The organism is Candidatus Moraniibacteriota bacterium (genome assembly GCA_016699385.1).
Lineage (GTDB): Bacteria > Patescibacteriota > Minisyncoccia > Moranbacterales > UBA1568.
Genome location: CP064974.1, coordinates 385,491 through 410,179 on the forward strand (window position 1 = coordinate 385,491; position 24,689 = coordinate 410,179).

Here is a 24,689-nt window from a genome sequence, read left to right on the forward strand (position 1 = left end):
AAACTCTCTCATGCTACGGCGTCCGTGGATGGGCGAGTGCGCTTTGGAGATAGGGTGTTGCGGGGCGAGGGAAAGGTTCTTTGTCAATCGGGGGAATGCCTTCATCGAGGACAAAGAGAGAATTTTGGACGAGTGGATGCGACTCAAAAAGTCGGCTGAGGAAGCGGTCGGAGAGACAATTGCCAATCGCCGCAATAATCATGCCTTGATGATGACTCATAAACATATTGATGGGTGATCCATGTCGTGAGCGATGGAAATCGATTGCCTCGATATAGCCATAGGCACCTCGACCACCGTGTGTGGCGTAGGCAGCAAGATTCTTGAGTGCTATACGAGGGAAAGATGGTATCGACATGACGATGCTGTAGGCGGAAACGACAGACCGATCATCAGCAGAAGGAGAGAGGGAGAGTGTGGGGAGTCCAAACGGTTTGTAGCGGAAATTTCCTCCACGATCGAGCTCGGCGTATCCGGATTCCGAAAGTCCCCAGACCGGGATATTTTTTTTCTTTGCGGAATATCGGTTCATGAGAATAGCCGTCCGTATGCTTCGTCCGACAAGTGAGTCTTTGTGTTCCTCGAGGAAAATCGCAGGCATGAGATATTCGAAGAGGGTGCCTGTCCAAGAGATAAGTGTGGGACCCTTTGGGAGGGAGAGAACGGTTCGGTTGAGCTTGTTCCAACCGCGGAAGGAGAGGGTGCCTTCGGCGAGCGCGAGGAGATTGGCGATGCGCGCTTCGGATGCGAGTGTTTGATAGAAACGATTTTCGAGTCGCTTGGTCGGCACATGGAAGCCGATAGAAATGAGTGAACGCTTGGTGGAACGCAGGAAATCAAATCGCATGGTAGAAATCATGATGTCGAGCTTTCGCTCGAGAATGGAACAGGTAGTGTCATTGCACGTGGCAGTGTCTGAAGCATTGACGTGTTGTTGGGAAGATTCACATTCGGCGAGGGTGTCGGCGAGTTGCTCTTGGAACATCGAGAGTATACTCCGCGCTTTTTTTGGCAGGGATTTTGGAAGTGCGATACCAATGAGGGACGTTTCGATGGCGTGGCATTGCTCGAGGAAAGCTGATTCGTCATCGATGGGCAATGTTTCGATACGATCGGTAATGGCTTCCCAGAAATCGGCAAATGATTGCATGTCGAGCGTCTGTGGGATGCGTGTCTGAATGAGTTTCGCGAGTGAATTCAGACCCCTTGCACTGCGTGGCACAGAGAATGTGCTCGTATCATGAGAAAGCCATTGCCTTGTCACAATGAGTGATGCAAGGAGATTGCCGCTATCGACACTGGAGATGAAGGGCGGAGGAGCAGGGAGTGCTGTCCGCGTATCATACCAGTTGTAGAAATGTCCTTGGTATCGTTCCATGCGCTCGAGAGTGGCGCAGGTGTTTTCGAGGTATGTCCGCGCTTTTTTGAGTGAGATAAATCCGAGGCGGTGCGCAATGATTACCGAAGTGAGAAAAAATCCGATATTGGTGATAGAGGTGTATTCGGCTATTTTTGGTGTGGGGTCGATACGAAGGTAGTCCGGCGGAAGAAAGTTTGTTTCGGGTGCGACGGTTTTGGCAAAGAAGCTCCAGGTTTCGAGGGCATCTTGGCGGAGGAGGTCTTCTTCTTGGTGTGAAAAATCATGTGCCTGTTTGTAGGGTTTGTTGAGAGCAAGGACGAGCAAAGGAATCCCCGTCCAGAGCATGAGTAAGAGTGCAAAAAGAGGATGTATCGTTCCCTTTAGCCAGAAATTGAGCGAAACGATGAGGAGGGTGATAAAGGGAAAAAGAAGCGGTATGCGCCCTGCGGGATTTTCAAAGTGTGCCGATGGTACCCATTCGAGCATGTTTCTCTTGCTCCAGAACCTCCGATAGAGCGCCGTCACGATGGCATGTGTGGTATCGAGGGCTGTGTAGGGAAGTGTGATACATTCAAATATTGCCTGTCGACACAGTCGGAAACTTCTCGTTGCGGTTCGTTCCAATCGATAGCCAAGATGCTTCCATGATCCAGTGAGTAGCTGATACGTCCAGCGAATCCAATCGATACACACATCAAGGAGGAAGAGATCAAGCAGGAATATGCCCCAGGCAAAGAGGAGGAGATTTGGGTTTCCCACGACCCACGAAAGTATGGTGATGAGGAATACCGCCGGACGAAAGAGGCTCTGAAAAATATTGTCAGCAATTTTGAATCGATGAATACTCGCGAGGGTGTTTGGATGCGTATTTCCCTGCTCATCTCGTACGGTTGGCGTGAGCCAATCGAGTATTTGCCAATCTCCGCGTGTCCAACGATGATTTCGTGCGAGCATGGCGCGGAGCGACTTTGGGAATTCGTCGAAGACATCGATGTCAGCGGCATAAGCTGTCCTTGCAAGCGACCCTTCGAGGAGGTCATGACTGAGAATCTGGTCGATCGGGAGTGTCCCGTCGAGTGCCGAGAGGAAAGCATCTATGTGAAAGGAACCCTTGCCGGCATAGCTTCCTTCGAGGAATATGTCCTGATATATTTCCGGGAAAGTGCTGGAATAAGCGCTGAAGCGTTTTTCATCGAAGAATATTCGGGGGAGACGGAATCGGTGTCGGTTTTTGAACCATTGTTTTACGTGTGGCTGTATGAATGCATAGCCGTGTGTGAGCGTACCGCTTTCGTCGAGAATCGGCTTCTGAAGGGGATGCGCATGGATACCGAGCATATCTTTGACGAAGTCTCGCGTGATGAATGCGTCTTCATCGAGCGTGATGATGAAGTCTGCTTGAGGGAGTGTTTCTGCTGAAGAGAAAAACGGTGATGATGGTGTCCGCCCGCGGAGTATCCGGGCAAAGTCGAGGAGCTTTCCTCGTTTACGCTCCCATCCCATCCAACGTCCTTGGCGCTTGGACCATATGCGGGATCGAATAACAAAGGCAAATCGATCAGTCTCGCCATAGCGGTCGTTGAGCGTACGGAAGGCAGAGAGTGTTTCTTTGAGAAGTGTCGCGTCTCCTGGAAGCGTCTCGTGATCAGCGTCGACATAGTCGAGGAGGAGGTAGTAAGAGAGAGCGCTTTTTGCATTGCTAAGATAGGCGGTTTCGAGTTTGCCGAGAAGGGCGGAGAGCGTATGTCGATCTTTGAGAAGCGCGGGTATAACGAATATAGCAGCAGCTGACTCGGGGATTCGACGGCGGAAGTTGAGACGCGGGAGAAATGTTGGCGGGACGATTCCAATGAATAAACTATCTATCAAGTGCTTGGATGTTTTGTAGAGAATGGGAAAAGCAATAATTATGAGGAACTGATAATGAAGATAGAACGCCATAAATATGCCTGCCGTAAGGAAAGAGATAGAGAGAATGGATCCAAAATAGGCGGCGCGTATGGTGGGGAGCTTCCTGCGATCGTGATACCAGTGCCACCAGGACATGTGAGCGTTCCCCGTGAGTCGTTTGAGGAGAATCGGCAAACCTTCATCAACCAAGTAGAAGCCGACATGGCGTCGAGGACCATCTTCATATTCTTCTGCGAGAGCGAGTGCTGCTCGTGCGAGGGTTTCTTCGGAAAGATGGAGTATTTTTGCGATTGCAGCCGCTTTTTTTCGATATGTTTCCTGAGAAAGTGACGTCATGTGTGCATAGACATCGTCAGGATCGCGAATGAGGAGTTTGTGGAGAGTGTTGGTTTTGCGCAAAAGAGTGTTCCACTCGAATTCTCCGAGGAGAGAGAGGGATCGAAGAAGAATGCGGACTCTTGTTGCAAGTTCTCGCATGCTTTCTGCTTCGGTGGTTTTGGGGGATACTCTTTGTGAAGGATGTGCTCCATCTTTCTTTGTCGTGGTGTCACGGAATCGGGAGAGGGGCAGCACTTCTTTGGTGCGACACTCTGCGAGCGCATCTGAAAATGCATCGGCATATGCTTCGCCACGATTTTTTCGGAGCTTGGTGAGTATTTGACTATATTGCAGAGAATTTGGCCCGAGCTTATGAAAGCGTTTTCGCGCGATTGTTCGTGCCTCTTCGGCATCGGCAAGCCGGAGTGCGACATTCGAAAGTTTGTCAAGCGCAAGCAGTCGCAGAAGCGGAGAGACTGCTTCTGTTTCCGAAAGCGAGAGAGAGAATGCTACCGATTCCTGCCAGTCATTGATTGTGCTTGCAAGGGTTTCTTCTGAGAAGCGAAAGGCAGTTTCTTCGACATAGCGATCGAGAAGAAGGGCGACTTTGATAAGATTGGCGGGGGCTATCTCGCCAAAGGATGTCCGCGCGAGGGATGTCTCAAGTGAGCGAAATTCTGCTGCGATGGCGGCGTGTTTTTTGAGAAGCCAGCGCGTGGCAAGAAGAAGTGTGTCTGGAGCAGCTGATGAGAGAACGGGGTCAGCGTTTCGTTCGGACCGATCAAGCCAAGAGACGCGCTTTTGATACGGGGTATAAAACGACGAGAATCGTCGATGAATCTCCTGAACTTTGCGAGAGAGATGATGTCCCAAGACGCGCTGTCCTCGTCGAAGTGAGAGTTCTGAAACAGCATTTTCAGCTTGTTTGAGCCAATATTCTGTCGGTATTTCTTCGCGATATCGCCACTTTGCTAGCCAAGAGAGAATCATAGTGAGAAGAAAAATGGGTAAGGGAGTCTGCGGGAGTATAGGTAAAGTATAACAGAAAAAGGGAAAAGAAAGCTATTTCTCCCTTGCGGGAATAGTTCCCGTCTTTTGAAGTATGCAGAATATTCCAAAAATCCAAAATATAGTGTAAGGTTTCAACAGGTTTGTGGCTTTGAACTCATGAAGAGGAAAAAGTTTTATTTTGTGTGATTTGTATGGCATCCCAGATTTCTCCAAGAAAACCAGTGGTGAAAGTGTGTGTTCATCGCGATTGCTGTGAGGGAGGGTCGGAACGGATATACGCTCGACTTTCGAAAGAGGCTTCGTCTGATATGGACATCCGGAAGACCGAGGATTGTTTTCGGTTTTGTAAAAAAGGTCCCAATGTCGCGGTTGATGGCAATGTTCTCCATCACGTGAGTGAGGGAAATGCTCTCTCTCGCATTCGCTCCGAAATTCGTGCACCCTCTACAAAGAAGGATGGCATCGGTACGCGCACGATTGACGAACTCGATGACCTGCTCGATAACCTTTGCGCGTGAGACGAGGTGTTGCTTTCTTTTGGAACATGATATACTAAGCGAAAGAGTTTTTTTAATGATGGGTAACCGTACAAGGAGGGGTACACATCGCATGTATGGCAGAAGAACCGATATTGAATGAAGAATGGTCTGAGGAGAATGACGTGCCGACAAAAAGTTTGATGGATCGGGTGCGAGAATTGCGGAGTAATTTCCAGAAGAGACTTGCCGAGGGGAGCGTCTTGACGTTCGTCCTGCTTTTTGTGTTTGGAATATTCTTTGGAATAGCAGCGAAAGCAGTTGCTTCGAGAAGTATTTTGATAGGGTATTGGGACTATACGATAACTCCCCAAGAAAAAGCCGCTGTGAATCTCAATGCGGTTCAACAGAGGCTCGCGACTCGTCAGGAAGAGGAGGCGAAGTCGCAAAAGGAAAGCGCCGCACCGGCGACAGATGACGCTTCTGGTGCGGATGCCTCGAATGGTGATGCGCCAGAAGGGAAATTGCCGCCACTTCCGCCGACACCTGAGCCGCCAGCTTCTCCTGATACAGCGCAGGAATAGGGAAACGATATATTTCCATTTATTTATGTTTAATGTCGGATATTATGGATTTTCTGAATAAAAAAGATACGGATGAAAAGGATGATGATTTCGGGACATCGTTTCTCGGAGGGTCTTCTGAAAATGAGAACTTTGATGATGCTCCCGAAGAGGAACTCTTAAATGAATCGGACGAAAATCGCGAACTCACCAAGAAGGTGAAGAATCTCACTGCGCTCCTCCTCATCGTGTGCGGGCTCTTTGTAGGAAGTCTCTATGTTGATATCTCACAGCTTGTGACGAAATCGGGATTTTCTTCGCGAGCGCTCAAGACGACGGATGTCGTCACAGCAGGAGGGAAGACCTGGGTTGCTTATGATCAGCCAGTCGTTCATGTGACCGTACTCTCTGAAGAGTCTTGCAAGGACTGTCAGACCGATGAAGCTCTCGTCTGGCTTCGTCGCATCCTGCCTACGGTGTCTGTCGAAGTACTCGATATTTCAAAAGATTCCCAGGCGAAAGATATTGCGAAATCTGCCAATGTTACGTCGATTCCCGCTTTCGTCTTCTCCAAGGAAGTGGCGAGTGTCCCGGTATATGAACAGGCACAGCAGCTTTTCACCCCGCTCAATGACAAAGAGGGTCGATATATGCTCGATACGGCGCAAGTCGGTATCCCTGTTGGGAAATATCTCGAATTACCCGAGGTGAAGGACACGGATATTCAATCGGGGTCAAAGGATGCTCCTATTCGCGTGGTGGAATTTACCGACTTCCAGTGCCCCTATTGCAAAGCCTTTCACCAGACGCTCCAAGAAACACTCAAAGAGTATGGTGACAAAGTGCTCTATGTCTACAAGAACTATCCGCTTCCGATTCACGCGCAGGCAGAAAATGCCGCTCTCGCCGGAGAATGCGCCAATGATCAAGGAAAATTTACAGATTATGCCGACAATTTGTTTGCCAAGCAAGACGAATGGGGGAAGACTACGGGTGTGCAGAAGTTCAAAGACTATGCGCGTACACTGAAGCTTGATACCGCCCAGTTCAATACCTGTTTGGATGACAAGAAGCATCAAGATAGCGTGACAGCGAGCCTCGATGAGGGGAAGAAATTTGGTATTAGCGGTACACCGGGAACCTTTGTAAACGGCACATTCTTGAATGGCGCTGTCCCACAAAGCGACCTCAAAGCCGCTATCGACGCCGAGCTTGCGACGCTTTCGAAGTAATGTGATATTTGCCTGCCTTTGGGTCGTCGCTTGCGAGCGACGACCCTTGTCTTTTTCGAGGTGACGCGATACACTGGAATCCAGTTTCAGTGGCTTGTAACGGACATTTCGGGCCTGTAGTAAAGTGGTATTACGCAGCATTCGCATTGCTGAGTCGGGAGTTCGATTCTCCCCAGGTCCACCAAATCTTCTCTCTCGAATGTTTGAGGTGTATTTCTATGTATCGCGCCGACCATTCCTGAAGCTCTTGGAACAATACCAAGGCACAGCACCGTCGGATGAATACGGAGTTTATCGAAGAACTGAAGGAATATGTGACCGAGCGCGAAGACTGCTTCGAAAGAAAACGCGAGGAAAGCACGAGGCATATTGTGGTGGCGGTTCTTCTTCTGGTGACGCTGGATTTCAAGATTTAGTGCTGGACGCAACCAGGAGGGCATGCCGACGGCAATCCGAATCTCCATACCGTCGCTCTGAAAGAACTCGAAGAGGAAACTGGAGTAACGGACGCGAAATTCGCCTCTCTTATTTCGATTGATATTCATCACTTCGATTATGCTCCCGAAGTGTTTGGGTACCGAAAGAATATCTACAACGTGTGCTTTATCGCGATTCTTCCGAAACATCAAGAGCCAAAGATTATGGAACCGAAGAAATGCGAAGCTATGCATTGGGCGACGTCGGAAAATGCCCTCGACATGATACGCTCAAAACTGCACGAAGGCGCGGAAAGGCTTATTCGAAAGTGGCAAAAATTTGGGGAAAAACGGGAAGTATAATGAAAAATGAAAAGGGGAGAATCGGGTGTTTTTCCGGTCTCCCCAATGGGTTAACGTATTCTTTTTTCCGCAAGGATCCAAACGTGTTTCTCATCACTCCCGTAGTCTTTTTCATTGAGAGCTTTGAGAATCGTGAGTCCACACTGTGATATGATGCCGAGATTTGTCTCCGTATCAAAATAGCTCCATGCCATTCTTGATCCGCAGAACCCGTCTCTTTCTTTGTAGGCAACGTCTTCTGTGCCGACAGTAATGAGGAGTCGCCCGGTTGGTTTGAGCGTGCGCGCAATTTCGGCAATGACTTGAGCATGCCGGTCTCGCGGAGTGTGGAAGAGTGCATAGAGAGAAATGACCGCGTCAAATTGTCCATTCGGAAAGCGATAATCCAGGAAATCTCCCAGGATATACTGTGCCGAGGGGACATTGTTGCGCGCCATTGCGACATGCTTTTCCGATAAGTCTATACCGGTAACTCTCAATCCTTGTTGCGTTAGGTAGAGATCATAGGGAACTCCCGATCCCGATCCGAGATCCAACACTTTCGCCCCTTGCTCAAGTCCTTGAATGAGTTTCTTGAAAAAGAGGAGTTCAAACAGTGTGAGCGAAAATCTGTTTCGGTAAACGCTGGGATAATTCCCTTCGTTGTACCCGGTTCTTACCGTTTCCTGCATGGACCTTTCATTCATGGGTCGATCCTTTTGAGGTAGGGGTGTGACAAATGAACACGAGACGTATATTGGGATGCTTCATGGCGATAATGATTGATATCGAAATATCTCCTCCTTGGAAACCATTGGTTTTGGCATAAAAACCTCGAAATCATTTGATTTCTTGGGATATTAAAGAACAATACCACACTGTATCAAGAAGTTCCCTTTTTGTAAAAGGAATTTCCCCTAATCTTTATTACATACTTAATTGAAAATTGCACAGAGAATCATGTGCACATGATTCGAGCCCGCTCTATCGCTATCCCAAATTCTTGCCACCCGCGGATTTCTGCTATAATGAGGTTCCAAATTCGTATTTGAAGTAGTTTTATGAAAAAGAAGGTAAAGGTTGGGATTATTTTTGGGGGCAAGTCGGCAGAGCATGAGGTTTCTTTGCAATCAGCCAAGAATGTCATTGATGCAATTGATAAAGACAAATATGAACCTGTCCTTATTGGTGTAGACAAAAAGGGAAAATGGCCTTTGGTGGAAAGCTCAAAGTTTCTTTTAAGGAGTGGGAATCCAGAGTTAATTACACTCAACAACGAAACCGGTCAGAGCATCGCGCTCGTTCCACAAAGTGAAGGAAGAATAGAAAACCTTGATACTCACGAATCGAATCAGTCTATCGATGTTGCATTTCCGATATTGCATGGCCCGTTTGGTGAGGATGGAACGGTGCAAGGCTTGCTGAAGCTTGCCAACATTCCTTTTGTGGGGGCAAGTGTTTTAGGTTCGGCAGTCGGAATGGACAAAGATATAATGAAGCGCTTGCTTCGAGACGCAGAAATACCAATAGGAAAGTTTTTGACGTTTACGGAAAGGGACATCCCGAGGTATGAAGAGGTTGTTAAAAATCTTGGGTTGCCGTTTTTTATAAAACCCGCAAATATGGGTTCATCGGTTGGAGTGAGTAAAGTTGTCGAGGAAAAAGACTTTGAAAAAGCAATCAAAGAAGCATTTAAATACGATAGGAAAATTCTTATTGAAGAGAATATCGAGGGACGAGAAATCGAATGTTCCATTCTCGGAAATGATGATCCGGTTGCTTCTGTTCCTGGGGAGGTTATCTCCAATCACGACTTTTATTCTTACGAAGCAAAGTATAGAGATGAACACGGTACAATACTTGAAATTCCAGCAAAGCTTCCGGAGGAGACTCGTAAAAGAGTTCAAATGCTCGCGGTAAAAACTTTCAAAACCCTGTCTTGTGAGGGATTGGGGCGCATTGACTTCTTTCTCAAAAAGAATGGCGATATTTTGGTTAATGAAATCAACACCATGCCTGGATTTACCTCGGCCAGCATGTACCCAAAATTATGGGAGGCAAGTGGAATTTCATATACCGAACTCATAGACCGCTTAATTCAGCTAGCGCAAGAAAGATTTAACAAAGAACAAAAACTCAAAACATCCTATGATACGGAGTGACTTTCATGAGTTCACTAGGATAGAAAACAGTTAAACTCGATTATTGGGGAGTATTTGATGCTCACTGATAAGCCAAAAGTTTTTGGAGAATCTAATCTGTAAAAAGATGCGCTATTTCTCCGTGACAAGTGCGTCTGGGTTTGCGTCTTTGGAGAAGGTGACGGAATCTTGGGTGAAGGTGCTTTCGTGAATGTCGATGTCTTTTGAAGAGGGGCCTGAAATGACGAGGCAATCTTTGCGGGCGAGGGGGCATCTCGTGTTCTTGAAGGTGATAGCTGAACTGTTGGCGATATCGAAGACAGAGCCTTTTGTCGGGACGGCGGAAATGGTATCAAATGTGAGAGAATTTGCCTCCTCTATCTGGGAGCCCCATTTGGCGAATATTTTGATGTTTTTGAAAGTGATATCGGTAATTGGCTGTTCGATGAGTCCGCTGATTTCTATTGAGCGGTCGGTTTTCCCGACAGTCATGTTTTCTACATGGATATTGCGGAAAAGGGGGATGGCACCGACACCTTTGATGAAAGAGTTCTCATAGGAAGTAGTGAGCTGGATAGCAGCGATGGAGGCATAGTCTATCTTGATTCCATCTGCGTAAATGTTTTCAACGATACCACCACGACCTTTTGATGATTTGATGCGAAAGCCGTATTGTACCATGTTTGCCGAGAGATTTTCGATGAAAACATTGCGTACATCGCCGGACATCTCACTGCCAATCGCGACGGCGGCATGTGCCTCGAGTATGGAATTATTGCGTATGAGGACGTGCTCGGCGGGCATTCGGACACGGAGACCATCTCGGTTTCTGCCGGATTTGAGGACGATGGCATCGTCGCCCGTGCTAAAGACACTGTTTTCGATGAGGACGTTTTGGGAGGAGTCGAGGGCGACGCCGTCAGTGCTTTGTCCCTCGCTGGTTTCGATATGGACGCCGCGAACAATGATGTTTTTGCTATAGAGGGGATGAATCGTCCACATGGGACCGTTTTGTATGCTTACCCCTTCTACGAGCACGCGATCACAATTCATAAACTCTATGAATGCTGGGCGCAGAGAATCCTTGACTGTTCCGAAGACGCGCTCGGATACGGGGGTGCCGTCATCTCCCATTTGGTAGAGTCTTTTGATGGGCTTGTCCCAGTTGCGCATCGCAGCCCACCAGGCAGCTCCTTGACCATCAAGCGTGCCTTCGCCGGTGATAGCCACATTGAAGGCGTTTGCGGTGTAGATGGGCGCTGAGTAGTTGTAGTATTCGATGCCTTCGAATCGGGAGAAGACTGCTGGCAAGTATTCTTCGAAGTTGGTGCTAAAGAGAATAGTCGAGCCTTTCTCGAGATGAAGATTGATATTGCTTGCGAGATGTATAGGACCGGTAAACCAGGTGCCGGGAGGCACGATCACAGTTCCACCGCCAGTACGGGCGCAATCGTCTATTGTTTTCCGAAAGGCTTCTGTATTGGAAGTGACACCATCGCTTATGGCGCCATAGTCGACAATCGAGCAGGTATGCTCAGGAAAGCCAACTTCCTCAAGAGTAAATGATGCACCGGAGAGGGTTTTGAGCGTTGCGACAGATGTCGGGGGTGGGATGAGCTTGGATATATCTGGAAATTCACGAGGAATTTCGGGCGCTTCCACAGAATCAGTATTCTCTGGGGAAATTTTTTTGGTAAAGACTGTCGATGAGGAACTCAATTCGCGAAGCTGCTCTCCGTAAAGAGTCCATACTCCGAAGAGTACGCTGATAACAAGTCCCCCCAGAAGGATGAGTATCAATGGCATGCGAAAATTCCCTCGAGGCATAGCGGAGAGTGTTTCAAAATTTATTCTGATGAAGTTTCTCGGAGAAAGAGTTGTTCGCTAGGGATGACTTTGACAAAGTTGTCCAATCGATTTCCAATTGTGAATGTATTCGCGGTTTCGTCTGTTTCGTAGGCTTTCTTGAAATCGAGCGGGTCGCTTCCGGGATGAGAGAGCTTGAGTGTTCTTGATCGACGCCCCGAGGAAACGACGACATAGTCGACGTGAAGATTGCGCAAATCTTTCTGACTGAGACCCGTGCGACATTCTCCGATAAAGGCAGCGCAGACCGCTCCCTTGTCCGACCAGATGCTGATATCGCGTGGATTGGGAAGATGATTGAGGAAGTCAGCTGCTTCCCAGCTTCCATCGCCCATGTCCTTGAGATTGACGAAATAGGGTTTTGGGAGAAGTGATGAGGTGTAAGCGAAATAGAATGGTTTGACAGAAAGAAGGCTGATGTAGGATATGGCAAGAATGATAAGGATAGCTACGAGGGGGGAGAGATATTTTCGGAGTCGCTCTGAAGAGAGGAGGAAGGAAATGCCGATTGCCGAAAGAATAAACGCGAAAGGGAAAAGAGTTATCTGATATCTGACGGTGGCAATAACATGATTGACGGTTGAGGCGGTGTAGTAGAGGAGTATGAAGATTACGAGAAAGAAGGCGATTTTGGTTTCTCTTGAATCGATATGTTTTTTCATCATACCCATGACGAGTGTCGCCATGAGCGCCACAAGTGCAAGTGGCGAGATGCCAAACATAAGGCTGTAGAGATCGGCAACAATATTGTCAGCAAAGATAAAAAGTCGGGAATCATCTCCTCCGGAGCCTTTCGGAGAGGCAAGAGAAGCATCGGTGCTAAAGATGCTCATGCCACTCAGAGTGTTGAATGCCACAAAAAGAAGGGCGATGATGAGTATGCCGAATGCAACGCGAATAAATAGTATGCGATATTTCGAGAGCGTATTGAGGATGAATGATGTTACGGTGTTCTTGAAGAGAAGAGCATCAGCGACGATGAGGGTGATGAGTCCGGCAAAGAGCGGCCACGTACTTGCGAAAGCCTTACTGAGAAATGTCCCTTCGAGAATCATTTCGGGGTGCTTCCATGTTGCTGGAAAGAGGGCGAAAAATGTTGCCAAGGAGATAGCGACGAGTAAAAAGTAGTGTATTGCGGAGCGCTTCAAATAGGCTCGCATGTCTGGCTTGTCCTTGGAGAGAATGTATTCTAGGAAAGGGAGGACAAAGAAAAATATATAGAGAATATTGGCGACGTATTTGGTGAGGAGTGAAAGCCCGAGGAAGATACCGCTTGTGTAGAGGTACTTTTTCTCAGCATTCTTCTGAAAGACGAAATAGCTCAACACGGACAGCGGGAGAAATATCCAAAGGAGTGAGTCGGGATTGATGATGAGGGAGATGCCGAGGAGTATCGGAGAGAGTCCGATGAAGACGAAGGCAACAAGGGCGGTTGTTTCATCGAATAATTTTTTGAGAAAAATATAGAAAAGTGGAAGAGAGATGAGGCAAAATAGGAAAATCGGAAGACGAAAGAAAAAGTTGATGTCATTGATGGCGCGAAGCTCTTCATCTGTCTTCACATCATCGCGGAGACTTTTGTAAGGAAGTGGGTCGATCTTCAGGAGTCCGGCGCCGGAGAGAATAGCGGTAGTGATGCCAGGCTTGTCATTGATATTGGTCGAACGCCATTTTCCCTCAGCGATAGCCTTCCAGAATTTTGGCGTTCGCCCGTATGTCCAGTAAGGTTCATCGACGGCAGAGTAGGATTCGAGACGCAGGAGCCCGAGCGAGAGATTGATGGCAAGTACTGCGGTGATAATAAATGGTGCAATGTATCTTTTGTAGGATATTTTCATGGGAATAATACAAAAAATGTATCTTTCAACAGCGATTTTATGATACAGGAAATGAAGAGGTTTGCAAAGAAGACATGGCTTGTAGAGAGCATTATCGCTTTACGAAGAGCGCTTGGAGGTGATAGAATACCCCATGGTATTATAGTATTGAATCGAGTACTCTCTGTCCAAAAGAGCATGAGCTTATACGCAAAGCCTTTATGAATATTCTAACGAAACATTGGGGAATTTTTGCTTTGCTTACTATTCTGGCTGGAGCGATTTTTGTGCGGACGTATTCCTTGGATACCTGGCTCTACTTCAAGATGGATCAATCGAGAGATGCGCTCCTTATGACGGAAGTACTCGAAAATGGACCGAGCGCTTTGCCGCTTCTTGGTCCCCGAGTTGGCGCGGTGGCACTCCAGCACGGATTTCTGCGGCTTGGTCCGATTTACTACTATTTCCAATATCTATCGGGCATTCTCTTTCATTCATCGGAACCAGTAGTCTTCGCCTACCCGGATGTATTTTTCTCGATTGCCGCCATTCCACTGCTCTATCTCTTTGCTCGGCTCTATTTCGAAAAGCGTCTCGCTTTGATGATTACCGCGATGTATGCGTTTTCATTTCTTATCATTCAGTACTCCCGATTTGCTTGGAATCCAAATTCACTGCAATTTTTTATTCTTCTGAGTTTCTACGGACTTTTGCGATTTTTGAATGAGAGTCGCCCCGCGCCGAAACGCTGGTGGCTCGCGCTCTGGGCAGTGGGGAGTGCTATCGGTTCACAACTGCACTTCTTCGGTTTCTTCAGTTTGCTCGGCATTTCTGGACTTCTGATACTTTTCCATTTGCGCATTTGGGAGAAAGCCTCATGGAGGACGTTTGTTCAGAAAGAATCTCTTCGGCAGTTCGCGGTGTTTTCCGTTATTGTCCTCGGAGTATTCGCTGTGTTTTATACGCCGGTTATCATCAGCGATAGTCTTCGTGGCGGTGAAAACACGAGGAATTTCTTCGAAGCGCTTGGCTCAAAGGCGGAGAAAAAACCGTTTATCGAAAAACTACAGAAAACTGTGACGGAGAATCTGAAGTATTCCTGTCTTCTCATGACATCGGAATGTTATTCTGGTGACGTAGGGGATAATATTCCGATGGTGAGTTTGACGGGCATTCTTCTTTTTATGGGTGTGATGCTCGCGATTCGCGGCGTGCGAAATGAAAAGAACACTCTTCGTCGAGATTTCCTCGTGCTCATTCTCTTGTGGCTTGGTGTTTTCATTGTTCTCACAGAGCCGGTTTCTTTTCAGCTTCGCCCGCGCTTTTATATCGTCATCTTTGCTGTGCCATTTCTGCTTCTGGGCGTTCTTTTCACCTTCATCGAGGAGCGTTTCGGAAAGCGAGCGATTCTCGTGTCATCATTCATGACGCTTGGCATTGTCGCGCTCAATGCGCATGGAACATGGCTCTGGTTTGCAGAGCAAGCAAAAGCGCAAACAAAAGCCGTCGCCGTGAAACGAACACTCATCTTGAAAACCAAAGACGGCGTGACGCTCGGGCAATTGCGTGGAGTAGCTGAATGGATATACGTGCGGATGAAGCCGGAGAATACCCTCTATTACTATGTCAAACCAGAACATCAACGCCCGATAAAATTTCTTTTGCTCTCGCAGCGGGACGCATCGCTTCGCATTGAATTACTCAAAATGAATGGCGATCCGCACGCGCAGTTTTTTGCTATCACGCCTGCGAAGAATGGGAAAAAAGGCATTGCCAATAAATTGAAGCGTCCGGAGACGGAATTCACGGTTCTTGAATCGAAGCAATTTGGCGAGCTTTTGGTCTCGGAAGTTGAATTTCCTTCTCGGAGTATTTCTGAGAGTTTCAAATACAAAGGAGGAAGTGGTGATAAAGCGGATCGGGAAGGAGAGAGTGACCGCAGTTATTGGAAGGATGTTTTTCCAACGACTTCTTCTAAGAAATAAAGAAAGTGCATGAAACAGTGGATAGACTTCAGACTGAATCATCCCTCTTCTTGGTGGAGAAGTCCTCTTTTTCGGATTTCTTTGTCGCTCTTTGTGATTCTCGCAGTTGGGATATTCGTCCGTACGTACCATTTTCACGAATGGCTTCACTTCGGGTCGGATCAAGCAAGAGATGTGATGCTGGTGGGGGATGTGATAGAGGGGAAAGAACCTTTGCCACTCCTTGGCATGGAGGCGGGGAATACCCGATTCGACCTCGGTCCGGCGTACTACTATTTCCAGATATCATCCGCAAAACTCTTTGGTGTTCGTCCTGAAACCATGGCGTATCCAGATGTCCTGCTTTCGATACTGGCAATTCCACTCGCCTTCTTTCTTTTTCGCAAGCTCTTTGATATACGTCTCTCCCTTGCACTTACAGGGCTCTATGCGATTTCCTTTTACGTTGTCGAATACTCTCGATTTGCATGGAATCCCAATGCAATTCCGTTTTTTGTGGGGCTTTTTTTGTTGTCCCTGACTGAATTCATGGAAGCGGAGGAAATGACTAGGTGGCAGTGGATATTGGCGCTCGGCATCGCTATCGGCATCGGGATACAATTGCATACTATTCTTTTGTTTCTATTTCCTGCGATACTCGTAGGCATCTTCCTTCTCTTCTTGAAGAAAAATTCCGGCGTGGTGTTGCGTCTTTTGAGTATCATTGTCATTGTGCTGACACTCAATATTCCGCAGATACTGAGTGAGGTGCACACTCATGGGAAAAATACGAAGCTTTTTTTGAAAGCATTCACTGATCGATCGGAAAGTAGTAGCGCGCAATTTACAGAAAGTCTTGAAACAGATATTCTCTGTCATGCGCAGGCAAATTCGCATATACTTTCGGCATTGGGACATCATGGAAATTGCAATTTTCTCTTGCTTCTCGAACATCCTGAGAGGTTTCTCGATATTTCTTCGCTGATTCTCTCGTATGGCGGGATTGTACTCAGTGTTTTATTTTCTCTCATTGGCTATTCATTGCTGGCATATCTCGCATTCAAAGAATCCGATCCAAGACGGAAAAAATTTTTGATTGTTGTGCTGATATATGTGGGACTATCATTTGCCATTCTTTTTTCCGTCATTCGTGGAGCGCCACTTCGCTACTTCATTTACGCAACCTATATCCCATTCATACTCTTTGGATTAATCCTTGTTCAAATCCGGAAGTATCTTCCGAATTGTTCTCGCGGTATTATTGTGGGCGCGCTCGTTGTATCTGCGCTCTTGAATATACGAGCGATAGGGAGGGAAGCATTGCAGCTTGCAACGGGAACGCGTGGAGACTCTGGGTTTGTTGTGCTGGGCGAGGCAGAGCGAATGGTTGCGTATATGAAGGAACGATCCGAACCATGGACGGAGGCAAATCTCGCAGGCGGGACAGCGTATTTCTCAACCTATTACAAGTCGCTCAAGTATGTCGCGGCGCAAGAGGGTCTCGATATCCACCTTGCCAAGCGGAAACGCCCTCCAGTATCCGAACTCCCGTATTTCCTCATCTACAAACCATTTGACCAAAGAGAGCCTTCCTTTGCAAAAGGATACGATGTGCTCGATCATCGTGACTTCGGACAGATAGGCATCTATCAGTTGCGCAGTGTACAATATCGGACTTCAGAATAATATTCGCGGAAATCTTTTCGAACAATGACGAAAATACCTATGAGCCATCTTGCTCTCACATTTCGGAAAGTACCATGGACGATCTGGGTGCTTGCAGGAATTCTCGTTATTGGAATTTTTGTTCGGACCTATCATTTTCATGACTGGCTTCGTTTCAATGCTGATCAGTCACGAGATGCTGGAATCGTGAGCAGTGTTATTGAAGGAGAAACATCGCTTCCGCTTCTTGGACCGAAGGCTGGTGGAACGGACTTTCGGCTTGGTTCGGCTTTTTACATGTTTCAGATTGTTTCCGCTAAGATATTTGGGGATCGTCCGGATGTGATGGCGTATCCAGATCTTCTGAGTTCTATCCTCTCTATTCCACTTCTCTATTGTTTTCTTCGGCTCTACTTCGAGAGAAAGACATCGCTCCTTCTCACGACCGTTTTTGCAGTTTCTTTCTACGCGGTGAAATACTCACGATTCGCCTGGAATCCGAATTCATTGCCGTTTTGGACACTCCTTTTCTTCTATGCATTGCATCGCCTCGTGCTTCTTGCTGGAAAGGCGGAGAAGAAATGGGCGGTTCTTCTCGGTATTGCGCTCGGCATTGGCATGCAGCTTCATACGCTGACCCTTATCATGCTTCCGATTGCAACAGTCACTGCCTTCGGATATCTCGCTCTCTATCGCCGGAAGGGAATTGGAAAGTTGTTCTTGATAGTTTCTGCGATGGCGCTATTGTTGAATGTTGGACAGATAGCGAGTGAGTTTCAAACCGGCGGAGAGAATGTATCGGCATTTTTTTCCGGAGTTGGCAAAAAACAGGAGAAGGGAAATGGACTTGTCCGAAATATTACAAAAGATACGGTGTGTTTTGTGCAGAGCAGTGTCTATATTTTGACATCGCATGATAGTTCCGATACGTGTGATACGAAGAGCATCGGAACTGAGAAGAACGGCGCGTTCTTTCTTGGGGGGCTTATTCTCTTTGTTGGTGGAATATTGCTTGCAATTCGCGCATTTCGGCGTGAAGAAGATTCTTCTCGGCGATACTTTCTTGTTATTAATCTTTTGTTTCTTTTGCTTTCATTTCTCCTTCTTATACCGCTTGCCAATGAGATATCCATGCGATTCTTCCTTATGATAGTATTTATTCCATTTGTCATGCTTGGATTGTGGTTTGAATTTCTGTCGGAGAAATTTCCTCGATACGCTTTCTCTGTAGCGGCGCTTCTTTCTTCCGCGCTCGTCCTTTCCAATATGTACGCCGTGAGACAATCGTTTGTCGAATATGCTTCGTATTTGGATGAACATTCAATGGCTGGCATGGATAATGTCTTGCTTCGCGAAGTTGAAGAAGCGGCTGATTTTATTGCCCATAATGCTGGAAGTTCGAAAACCGTGTCTCTTGGCGGGGATTCAAAGTACCTCTTCAAGGCACTGAAGTCCATTCGTTATTATACAGAGAGGCAGGGTATCGATATTATTCAGCAGGGGAAAAAGGACTCTGAAAATTTTCCGGTGTTTCTGGTTGATAATACAAAGCAAAATGAAAAAACTCTTAAGAAATATCCCGCTGTGATAGACTGGAAGATAACCGGGCGATTCACGATATTTAGGTTGCCATGAAACTCAGTGTTTTGTGAACACATCTCATTCTTGTGAGTTTTTTGAGGAATGATCCATGCAATACGTCTATGATGAAGCAGATAAACATGATATTTACCGCCGATGATTTCGGCATTAGCCAGAAGGCGGATGACCGGATTCTCAAGCTTGCCGAAGCGGGTGTGCTCGATCGTGTTGCAGTCATGACAAGGGGAACAGCGACGAAAGAAGCATTGAGCAGACTCGCGCGTTCAGGTGTCAAAATCGATCTCCATGCCGAATTGCGCGATGATATCGATCCCAACCGGACGCTCAAGGCTGGTGCTTTGGGAAGAATTGTCGTTTTTATGAAGAGTTTTTTGTTTGGCGAGAATCGTGTTTCCCTCGTGGAGCAGCGCTGGGATATGCAGGTACGGGATTTTCACACGCTCTTTGGCAAGTACCCCGATGGATTGAACTCGCATGAACACACACATTTTTTTCCATTGTATTTTGGAATGTTTCTGCGGATTGCAAAGAAGTATAATATTTCCTTCGTTCGATTTGGGAGGGAATCCTTTTCGGGAAATACGGCCGTATCTACTATTTTGAATGTGCTTCGTTTTGTGGAGAGGCGCGCCTTCTCTCAATCAGGACTTGCCTCATCGGACGCTCTAGTGAGTTTTGATTGGATAGGGTCGTTCGATATGCTTGATACCTACCCGAAAGACAAAACTATTGAAATCTTGTTTCACCCGGAGCGAGACGAAGAGATGGAGTTTCTCGAGCAAAACTTTCTTTTGTAATCTACGTGGTAGAATTGCTCCTGATTTTTTGAAAAGAGAATTCTATTTGCTTAGTATTAAGTATCTGTTTACGTATACTCTTATATTTTTCATATGCGCACGGTGACACTCTTTATTGAAAGAATTCGAAATGAAAAGCGACTGCAGTATATTCTCCTTGCCGGTATCGTTATTCTCGGGATATTTCTGCGGACATTTCACTTTCAATCGTGGATGGAATTTTCTCCAGATCAGGCGCGTGACGCGACGCTCATTGGTGAGGTGATTTCCGGTCAGGAGCCACTCCCGCTTCTCGGTGCAGAGTCTGGAAACACAAGATTCGATCTCGGTCCCATGCCCTATCACTGGCAGTATCTCTCCGGACTGCTTTTTGGTTCTGAGCCGTACAATTTGGCATACCCAGATCTCATATTCTCAATTCTTGCAATTGTTCTCTTCTTCTTTTTGATGCAAAAATACTTTACTGCGGAGATTTCGCTTCTCTTGACGCTGCTTATGAGCGTCTCCTTCTTTATCGTGAAGTATTCTCGATTTGCTTGGAATCCCAATGCGGCGCCGTTCTTCTCACTTCTCTTTGTTTTCTCACTTCTTGCAGCGATCGATCCAAAAAACAAAGGGAAACTATTGTGGCCAGCACTCATCGGCACTTCAATGGGGGTTGCTATTCAGCTACATACGCTTTTTATCTTTATTCTTCCTGTGGTTGCTGGAGTAGGATTTCTTTTGTGGATACAGCGCGGACTGTTTTCTTGGCGAGGGATATTCCTTTTGCTCGCCTGTTTCCTTGCTATGAACTGGGCGCAGATATATCGCGATGTGAATCATAACTATTCGAATTCGAATCGCTTCTTGAAGGCGCTCACGAATACTTCTTCTGGAAGTAGTGAAAGTGCTTTTTCGAGGAATATAGACGAGGCAACCGCATGTGAAGTACAGTCGGGTGTCTATATGCTCTCATCGTGGGGGAATCTCGGGAAATGTGAACCGTGGGAAGTGGTATTACGGCAACATGATGTTGAAATACGAGCAACCTTTGTTTTTGGAGTTCTCCTTATTTTCGGTGGGTACGTTTTGTTTGGTCGGTATTTGTGGCAAGAAATTGATGATCGACGGCGTGACTTTCTCCTCATCCTCGCCGTGTATGCAGTGGTATCTTTTGTGATAAGTATTCCAATTATCACTCAGGTCTCTACTCGATACTATATCACCTCGTTCTTTCTTCCGTTTGTGCTTGTCGGATTGTGGATGAAATTCTTGAGTGGCAGATTTGGGAAAACAAGCGTTATCTTCGCAATTGCTATGGCATCATTTTTTCTCCTTCTACTTGCAGGAAATGTCCGATCGCTTTCTGTGTGGTCATGGAAACTTGCGCACGGATCAGCAAGTGATTCCAAAACGGTATTTTATACGGAGATGCGTGACATAATGAGTTATATGGAAGCAACTTTGCCACAGCGAGATATCGGACTTCTCGGGAGCCATGATTCCATGTCGAGATTTTTCAAGCCACTCAACTATCTTGCAGAGCATGATAAGGTTTCGCTTGTTGATCTCTCCAATAAGCATCGGGAACCTCAAGGGAAGTTTTTCTATATAGGTGAATCTATACCCGAATCAGACTTGCAATCGATGACATCTTACAAAGGGTACCGATTGGAAGGGCATCGAATATTCGGACAGATTATGGTTCTCACACTATACGCTGATTGAATGGAGTTTTTTTGGAAACTTTTCTATGGTATTTCCGAAATTTCAGTGGAGTCCCCGGATTACTCTGGTATTCCTTCTCGGTGTTATCGTTATCATAAATCTTTCGTTTGGATTGCCTCGTATTGCGCGATTCTCTGCTGTTGATGAACATCTCTGGACCTATGATCGAGTGCCGAGATTTTGGCGAGCGGTTGAGAAGGGTGACTGGAGAAAGACTGATATTAACGACAAGCCAGGTATCACCATCGCGCTTGTCTCGGGTGTGGGACTTCTCTTCTCTGATCCTGTATCACATGAATCCGCTCGTACTGCAGAGAAAGATGCGGTCGCTTTGGACCAAGTATATCGTATTGATGCATCGTTTCGATTTCCGGTGTATATATTTTCGCTTTGCATGATTCCGGTTTTCTTTTTTCTGATCTGGCGGCTTTTTGAGGATAGGTGGATTGCATTTTTTGCGACAGCCTTCACGTTTCTCTCTCCAATCCTTCTTGGCATATCGCTCATTGTGAATCCCGATTCTTTTCTGTGGCTATTTCTTCCATGTTCATTGATCAGCTTCCTCGTCTTTCTCAAGAGGGAGGTGTATGGCTATGCTCTCTTGAGCGGCTTTTTCCTTGGGCTTGCTTTGCTTACAAAGTATGTTGCCACGATTCTCTTTCCGTTCCTTTTCCTTTCAATATTTTTGGCTCGAATATTCCCGCTACAAAAGCAGACCGCGGTTTCTACCGATGGCGTATCTCACAGGAAGGCTTTGCGAATCGGGATTTTGGGATATTCTGTGATGATTCTTGCTTCGATTGCTACGATTACAATATTCTATCCCGCTGTCTGGGTATCGTTTAATATGCTTCTCCAGACGACATTTCTGAGTCGCCCAATGGCATCAATATGGCCGTTTCTCCTCGCAGGTATCTTGGGTGTTTCAGTCGAAGTTTTTCCTCTGAAAGCATTCATCTCTAGAAGAGTAGTACATGCACTCTCTCGATATCGAAATTTATGTGGAGCAATGGTTGCTAGTCTTTTTTTGGTCGCCATGCTCTTTGTCTTTGCAAACGTTTATATGGGTATGCGATGGATAGATTTCCCTTCTCTCCTTGCTGTACCGAAGGCGTCGGGGGTGTGGAACATTTCTGACCTTTTTGCAGGCGCCTTGACCGGACTTTATGGACTTGTATTTGGAATAACTCCAGTAGTGCTTGCCTTTTTTATTTTAGCAGTGACGCTCCTTATCTCCATCAAACATACCTCATCTCAAAACCAACAGAATCAATTGACGACGCTCATCCTTCTTATATTTATCAGTATCTACTACCTTGCTTCGGCAGTAAATTTTGTCGATGCGACTGTACGGTATCAGATATCCCTCTACCCACTTGCATCAATTATTGCCGCGATAGGTGTTGTGCAGTGGTATAAATGGACTCGCACGCGGTTCCGCGCCGATATTTCTGTAATTGCTATTGTGATTATTGCCTGCTCCTCTGGAAGTCTTCTCTTGATTCGTCCGTATTTTTTTTCCTATGCTTCCTCGTTCTTGCCGCGGCAGTATATCCTCAACATGAAGGATATGGGAAATGGAAGTTATGAGGCATCGCAGTACCTTAATGCATTGCCTGAAGCAGAGAGACTTTCTATTTGGACTGATAAGGTTGCGGTGTGCGAGCACTTCGTTGGTCGCTGTTCCTACAGTATCAAGCAGAAGAATTTGCAGGAGCAACACTTTGATTACTTCGTCCTGTCATTTGGAAGGCGTCAGAAATCGCTCGGTTTTACCAATCTTCGACAGGTGACCGATGCGGATTTTCTGCGAGCGATGACATTTTATGACTCAGACAACTTCGAAGGACAGAGCATCTTTATTGGCGGACGGACAGCGAATTTCGTAAAAATAATTCGAAATAATTCGACTGCTTCGGACTATTTGTAATACCCATTGGAATTGGTATGAAGAATACGAAAAACTTTTTGATTATCATTATCATTTTCTGCGTGTTTTTTGCGACGAGCATGATGTTTTTTCGATACCATTCTCAAAAAGAGAAGGGTGGTGACAATAACAATTCTCCACAAGGAGAATTGTTGAGATCTCATGATGAGGACTTATTTCCACAGACACTCTCTCTCGCTGAGCCAGTATTTCAGGACAGGGTATGCAATATAGTTGACTATGGAGCGGTGGGTGGTGGAAAAATAATGAATACTCACGCCTTCGCTGCTGCAATAGCCGATTGTGCGAAACTCGGTGGCGGCGAAGTCCTTGTGCCATCCGGAGTATGGCTTACAGGAGCAATTGCTTTGGAGAGCAATATACAATTGCACCTCGATAAGGGCGCAAAGATTCTTTTTAGCGGTAATATTGATGAATATCTCCCACTCGTTCGTTCGCGATTTGAAGGAGTTGAATACTACAATTATTCATCGCCTCTTTCGGCGAGAAATGCAAAGAATGTCGCCATAACCGGCGAAGGGACGATTGACGGACAGGCTGAGAAATCTTGGTGGACATCTATTGATGAACCAATTGTCACAACGTCCATGTCGGAACTCTACCGCATGGGACAAGATGGTGTGCCACTTGAGAACCGTATTTTTGGAAAGGACAAGGGTCTTCGTCCGGCATTTGTCGAATTTTTCGAATGCAATACAGTGTTAATTGATGGCGTTACTTTTGTGAACGGTCCCATGTGGACGATTCACCCGCTCTACAGCGACACGGTTTCCATTCGCAATATCACTATTCGGACACGCGACGGACGGAATACAGACGGCATCGTGGTTGACTCCTCACGAAATGTCTCTATTGAAGATTCTCACTTCTCCACCGGTGATGATGCGATAGCTATCAAATCTGGTAGAGACAATGACGGCATGCGTGTCGGGAGACCTTCGGAGAATATTCTCATAAAAAATTGTACCGTTGAAGAGGCGCATGCTGCTCTCGCTCTCGGAAGTGAAGTGTCTGGCGGAGTACGAGACATCTTTGTTGATACGATTCACGTCAAGGACGCAGACTTTGGCATTCGCATGAAATCAAGCTTGGGTCGTGGCGCTTCAGTTCAGGCAATTCGAATTCGAAACATCACCATTGATAATGCAAGGATTGCTGCTATCGAATTGGATCAAATGACGGGAGAAAATGTTTCCGTCGGAACCGCTCTCACGGATTTCGGTGACATTCATATTGAAAATATTGCTTGTGGTTGGACGAGGAAACCAATCTTAATCAATGGTTCTCCGGAGAAACCCCCACATGATATATCGCTGACACACCTCTCAATTTCTGCAAGTGGCACCGCATTCATGGAGAATGTTCGCAATGTACGTATAGAGAATCTTACTCTAAATTCGTCACGCAAGGGAAAGGAATCAGGGATAGAAATCGCTGACAGCGAACAGGTTGTAATACGTCAAACGAATCTCCCAAAAGAAAAAATCATTTGTAGAAGTGGTTGCATGTATTGAGGAACATTTTCTCTGAAAGTGAACGTTCGGGAG

General features: G+C 46.5%; 16 protein-coding genes, 1 tRNA gene and 1 pseudogene. 14 read left to right on the forward strand and 4 right to left on the reverse strand.

Going from position 1 to position 24,689, the window contains the following annotated elements:
* Nucleotides 1–13: 13 nt before the first annotated feature.
* Entirely contained in the window at nt 14–4,579 is a 4,566-nt protein-coding gene (locus IPJ67_01840) for a hypothetical protein (GenBank protein ID QQR77865.1), read from the reverse strand.
* 212 nt (nt 4,580–4,791) lie between these two features.
* On the opposite strand from IPJ67_01840, the gene IPJ67_01845 reads away from it, so the two are divergent.
* From IPJ67_01845 to IPJ67_01870, 6 genes and pseudogenes are all read left to right on the forward strand, one after another.
* Entirely contained in the window at nt 4,792–5,118 is a 327-nt protein-coding gene (locus tag IPJ67_01845; GenBank protein ID QQR77866.1) for a (2Fe-2S) ferredoxin domain-containing protein, read from the forward strand.
* 95 nt (nt 5,119–5,213) lie between these two features.
* Nucleotides 5,214–5,660, forward strand: coding sequence for a hypothetical protein (locus IPJ67_01850; GenBank protein QQR77867.1), 447 nt, complete (start codon nt 5,214–5,216; stop codon nt 5,658–5,660).
* 32 nt (nt 5,661–5,692) lie between these two features.
* The gene (locus IPJ67_01855; GenBank protein QQR77868.1) at nt 5,693–6,871 is read left to right on the forward strand and encodes a DsbA family protein; all 1,179 of its coding nucleotides are present in this window, start codon (nt 5,693–5,695) and stop codon (nt 6,869–6,871) included.
* 110 nt (nt 6,872–6,981) lie between these two features.
* Nucleotides 6,982–7,055: transfer RNA gene (locus IPJ67_01860), tRNA-Ala, on the forward strand.
* A gap of 94 nt (nt 7,056–7,149) precedes the next feature.
* Entirely contained in the window at nt 7,150–7,287 is a 138-nt protein-coding gene (locus IPJ67_01865; GenBank protein ID QQR77869.1) for a hypothetical protein, read from the forward strand.
* Nucleotides 7,288–7,290: 3 nt separating this feature from the next.
* Nucleotides 7,291–7,650 (forward strand): annotated as a pseudogene (locus tag IPJ67_01870) (NUDIX domain-containing protein).
* 50 nt (nt 7,651–7,700) lie between these two features.
* Here the strand turns inward: IPJ67_01870 and IPJ67_01875 are convergent.
* On the reverse strand, nt 7,701–8,321 hold the full coding sequence (locus IPJ67_01875) for a class I SAM-dependent methyltransferase (protein QQR77870.1): 621 nt from the start codon (nt 8,319–8,321) through the stop codon (nt 7,701–7,703).
* Nucleotides 8,322–8,690: 369 nt separating this feature from the next.
* On the opposite strand from IPJ67_01875, the gene ddlA reads away from it, so the two are divergent.
* Complete coding sequence (gene ddlA / locus IPJ67_01880; protein QQR77871.1) at nt 8,691–9,791, forward strand: D-alanine--D-alanine ligase; 1,101 nt, start codon at nt 8,691–8,693, stop codon at nt 9,789–9,791.
* A gap of 111 nt (nt 9,792–9,902) precedes the next feature.
* Here ddlA and IPJ67_01885 read toward each other — a convergent pair whose 3' ends face one another.
* A complete protein-coding gene (locus IPJ67_01885) occupies nt 9,903–11,597 on the reverse strand; it encodes a glycoside hydrolase family 28 protein (GenBank protein ID QQR77872.1) in 1,695 nt (564 codons plus the stop codon).
* Between the two features lie 20 nt (nt 11,598–11,617).
* Nucleotides 11,618–13,474, reverse strand: a complete 1,857-nt coding sequence (locus tag IPJ67_01890; protein QQR77873.1) for a glycosyltransferase family 39 protein — start codon at nt 13,472–13,474, stop codon at nt 11,618–11,620.
* A gap of 200 nt (nt 13,475–13,674) precedes the next feature.
* On the opposite strand from IPJ67_01890, the gene IPJ67_01895 reads away from it, so the two are divergent.
* The 7 genes from IPJ67_01895 (at nt 13,675) to IPJ67_01925 (ending at nt 24,656) form a co-directional block, all read left to right on the forward strand.
* On the forward strand, nt 13,675–15,438 hold the full coding sequence (locus tag IPJ67_01895; GenBank protein QQR77874.1) for a phospholipid carrier-dependent glycosyltransferase: 1,764 nt from the start codon (nt 13,675–13,677) through the stop codon (nt 15,436–15,438).
* 9 nt (nt 15,439–15,447) lie between these two features.
* Nucleotides 15,448–17,103, forward strand: a complete 1,656-nt coding sequence (locus IPJ67_01900; GenBank protein QQR77875.1) for a glycosyltransferase family 39 protein — start codon at nt 15,448–15,450, stop codon at nt 17,101–17,103.
* Nucleotides 17,104–17,142: 39 nt separating this feature from the next.
* Nucleotides 17,143–18,717, forward strand: a complete 1,575-nt coding sequence (locus tag IPJ67_01905; protein QQR77876.1) for a glycosyltransferase family 39 protein — start codon at nt 17,143–17,145, stop codon at nt 18,715–18,717.
* Between the two features lie 68 nt (nt 18,718–18,785).
* Entirely contained in the window at nt 18,786–19,481 is a 696-nt protein-coding gene (locus tag IPJ67_01910; protein QQR77877.1) for a ChbG/HpnK family deacetylase, read from the forward strand.
* A gap of 93 nt (nt 19,482–19,574) precedes the next feature.
* On the forward strand, nt 19,575–21,191 hold the full coding sequence (locus IPJ67_01915) for a glycosyltransferase family 39 protein (GenBank protein ID QQR77878.1): 1,617 nt from the start codon (nt 19,575–19,577) through the stop codon (nt 21,189–21,191).
* A 25-nt stretch (nt 21,192–21,216) separates the two neighbouring features.
* Nucleotides 21,217–23,121, forward strand: coding sequence for a glycosyltransferase family 39 protein (locus tag IPJ67_01920; protein QQR77879.1), 1,905 nt, complete (start codon nt 21,217–21,219; stop codon nt 23,119–23,121).
* A 17-nt stretch (nt 23,122–23,138) separates the two neighbouring features.
* A complete protein-coding gene (locus tag IPJ67_01925; GenBank protein ID QQR77880.1) occupies nt 23,139–24,656 on the forward strand; it encodes a glycoside hydrolase family 28 protein in 1,518 nt (505 codons plus the stop codon).
* The last annotated feature ends 33 nt before the right edge of the window (nt 24,657–24,689 follow it).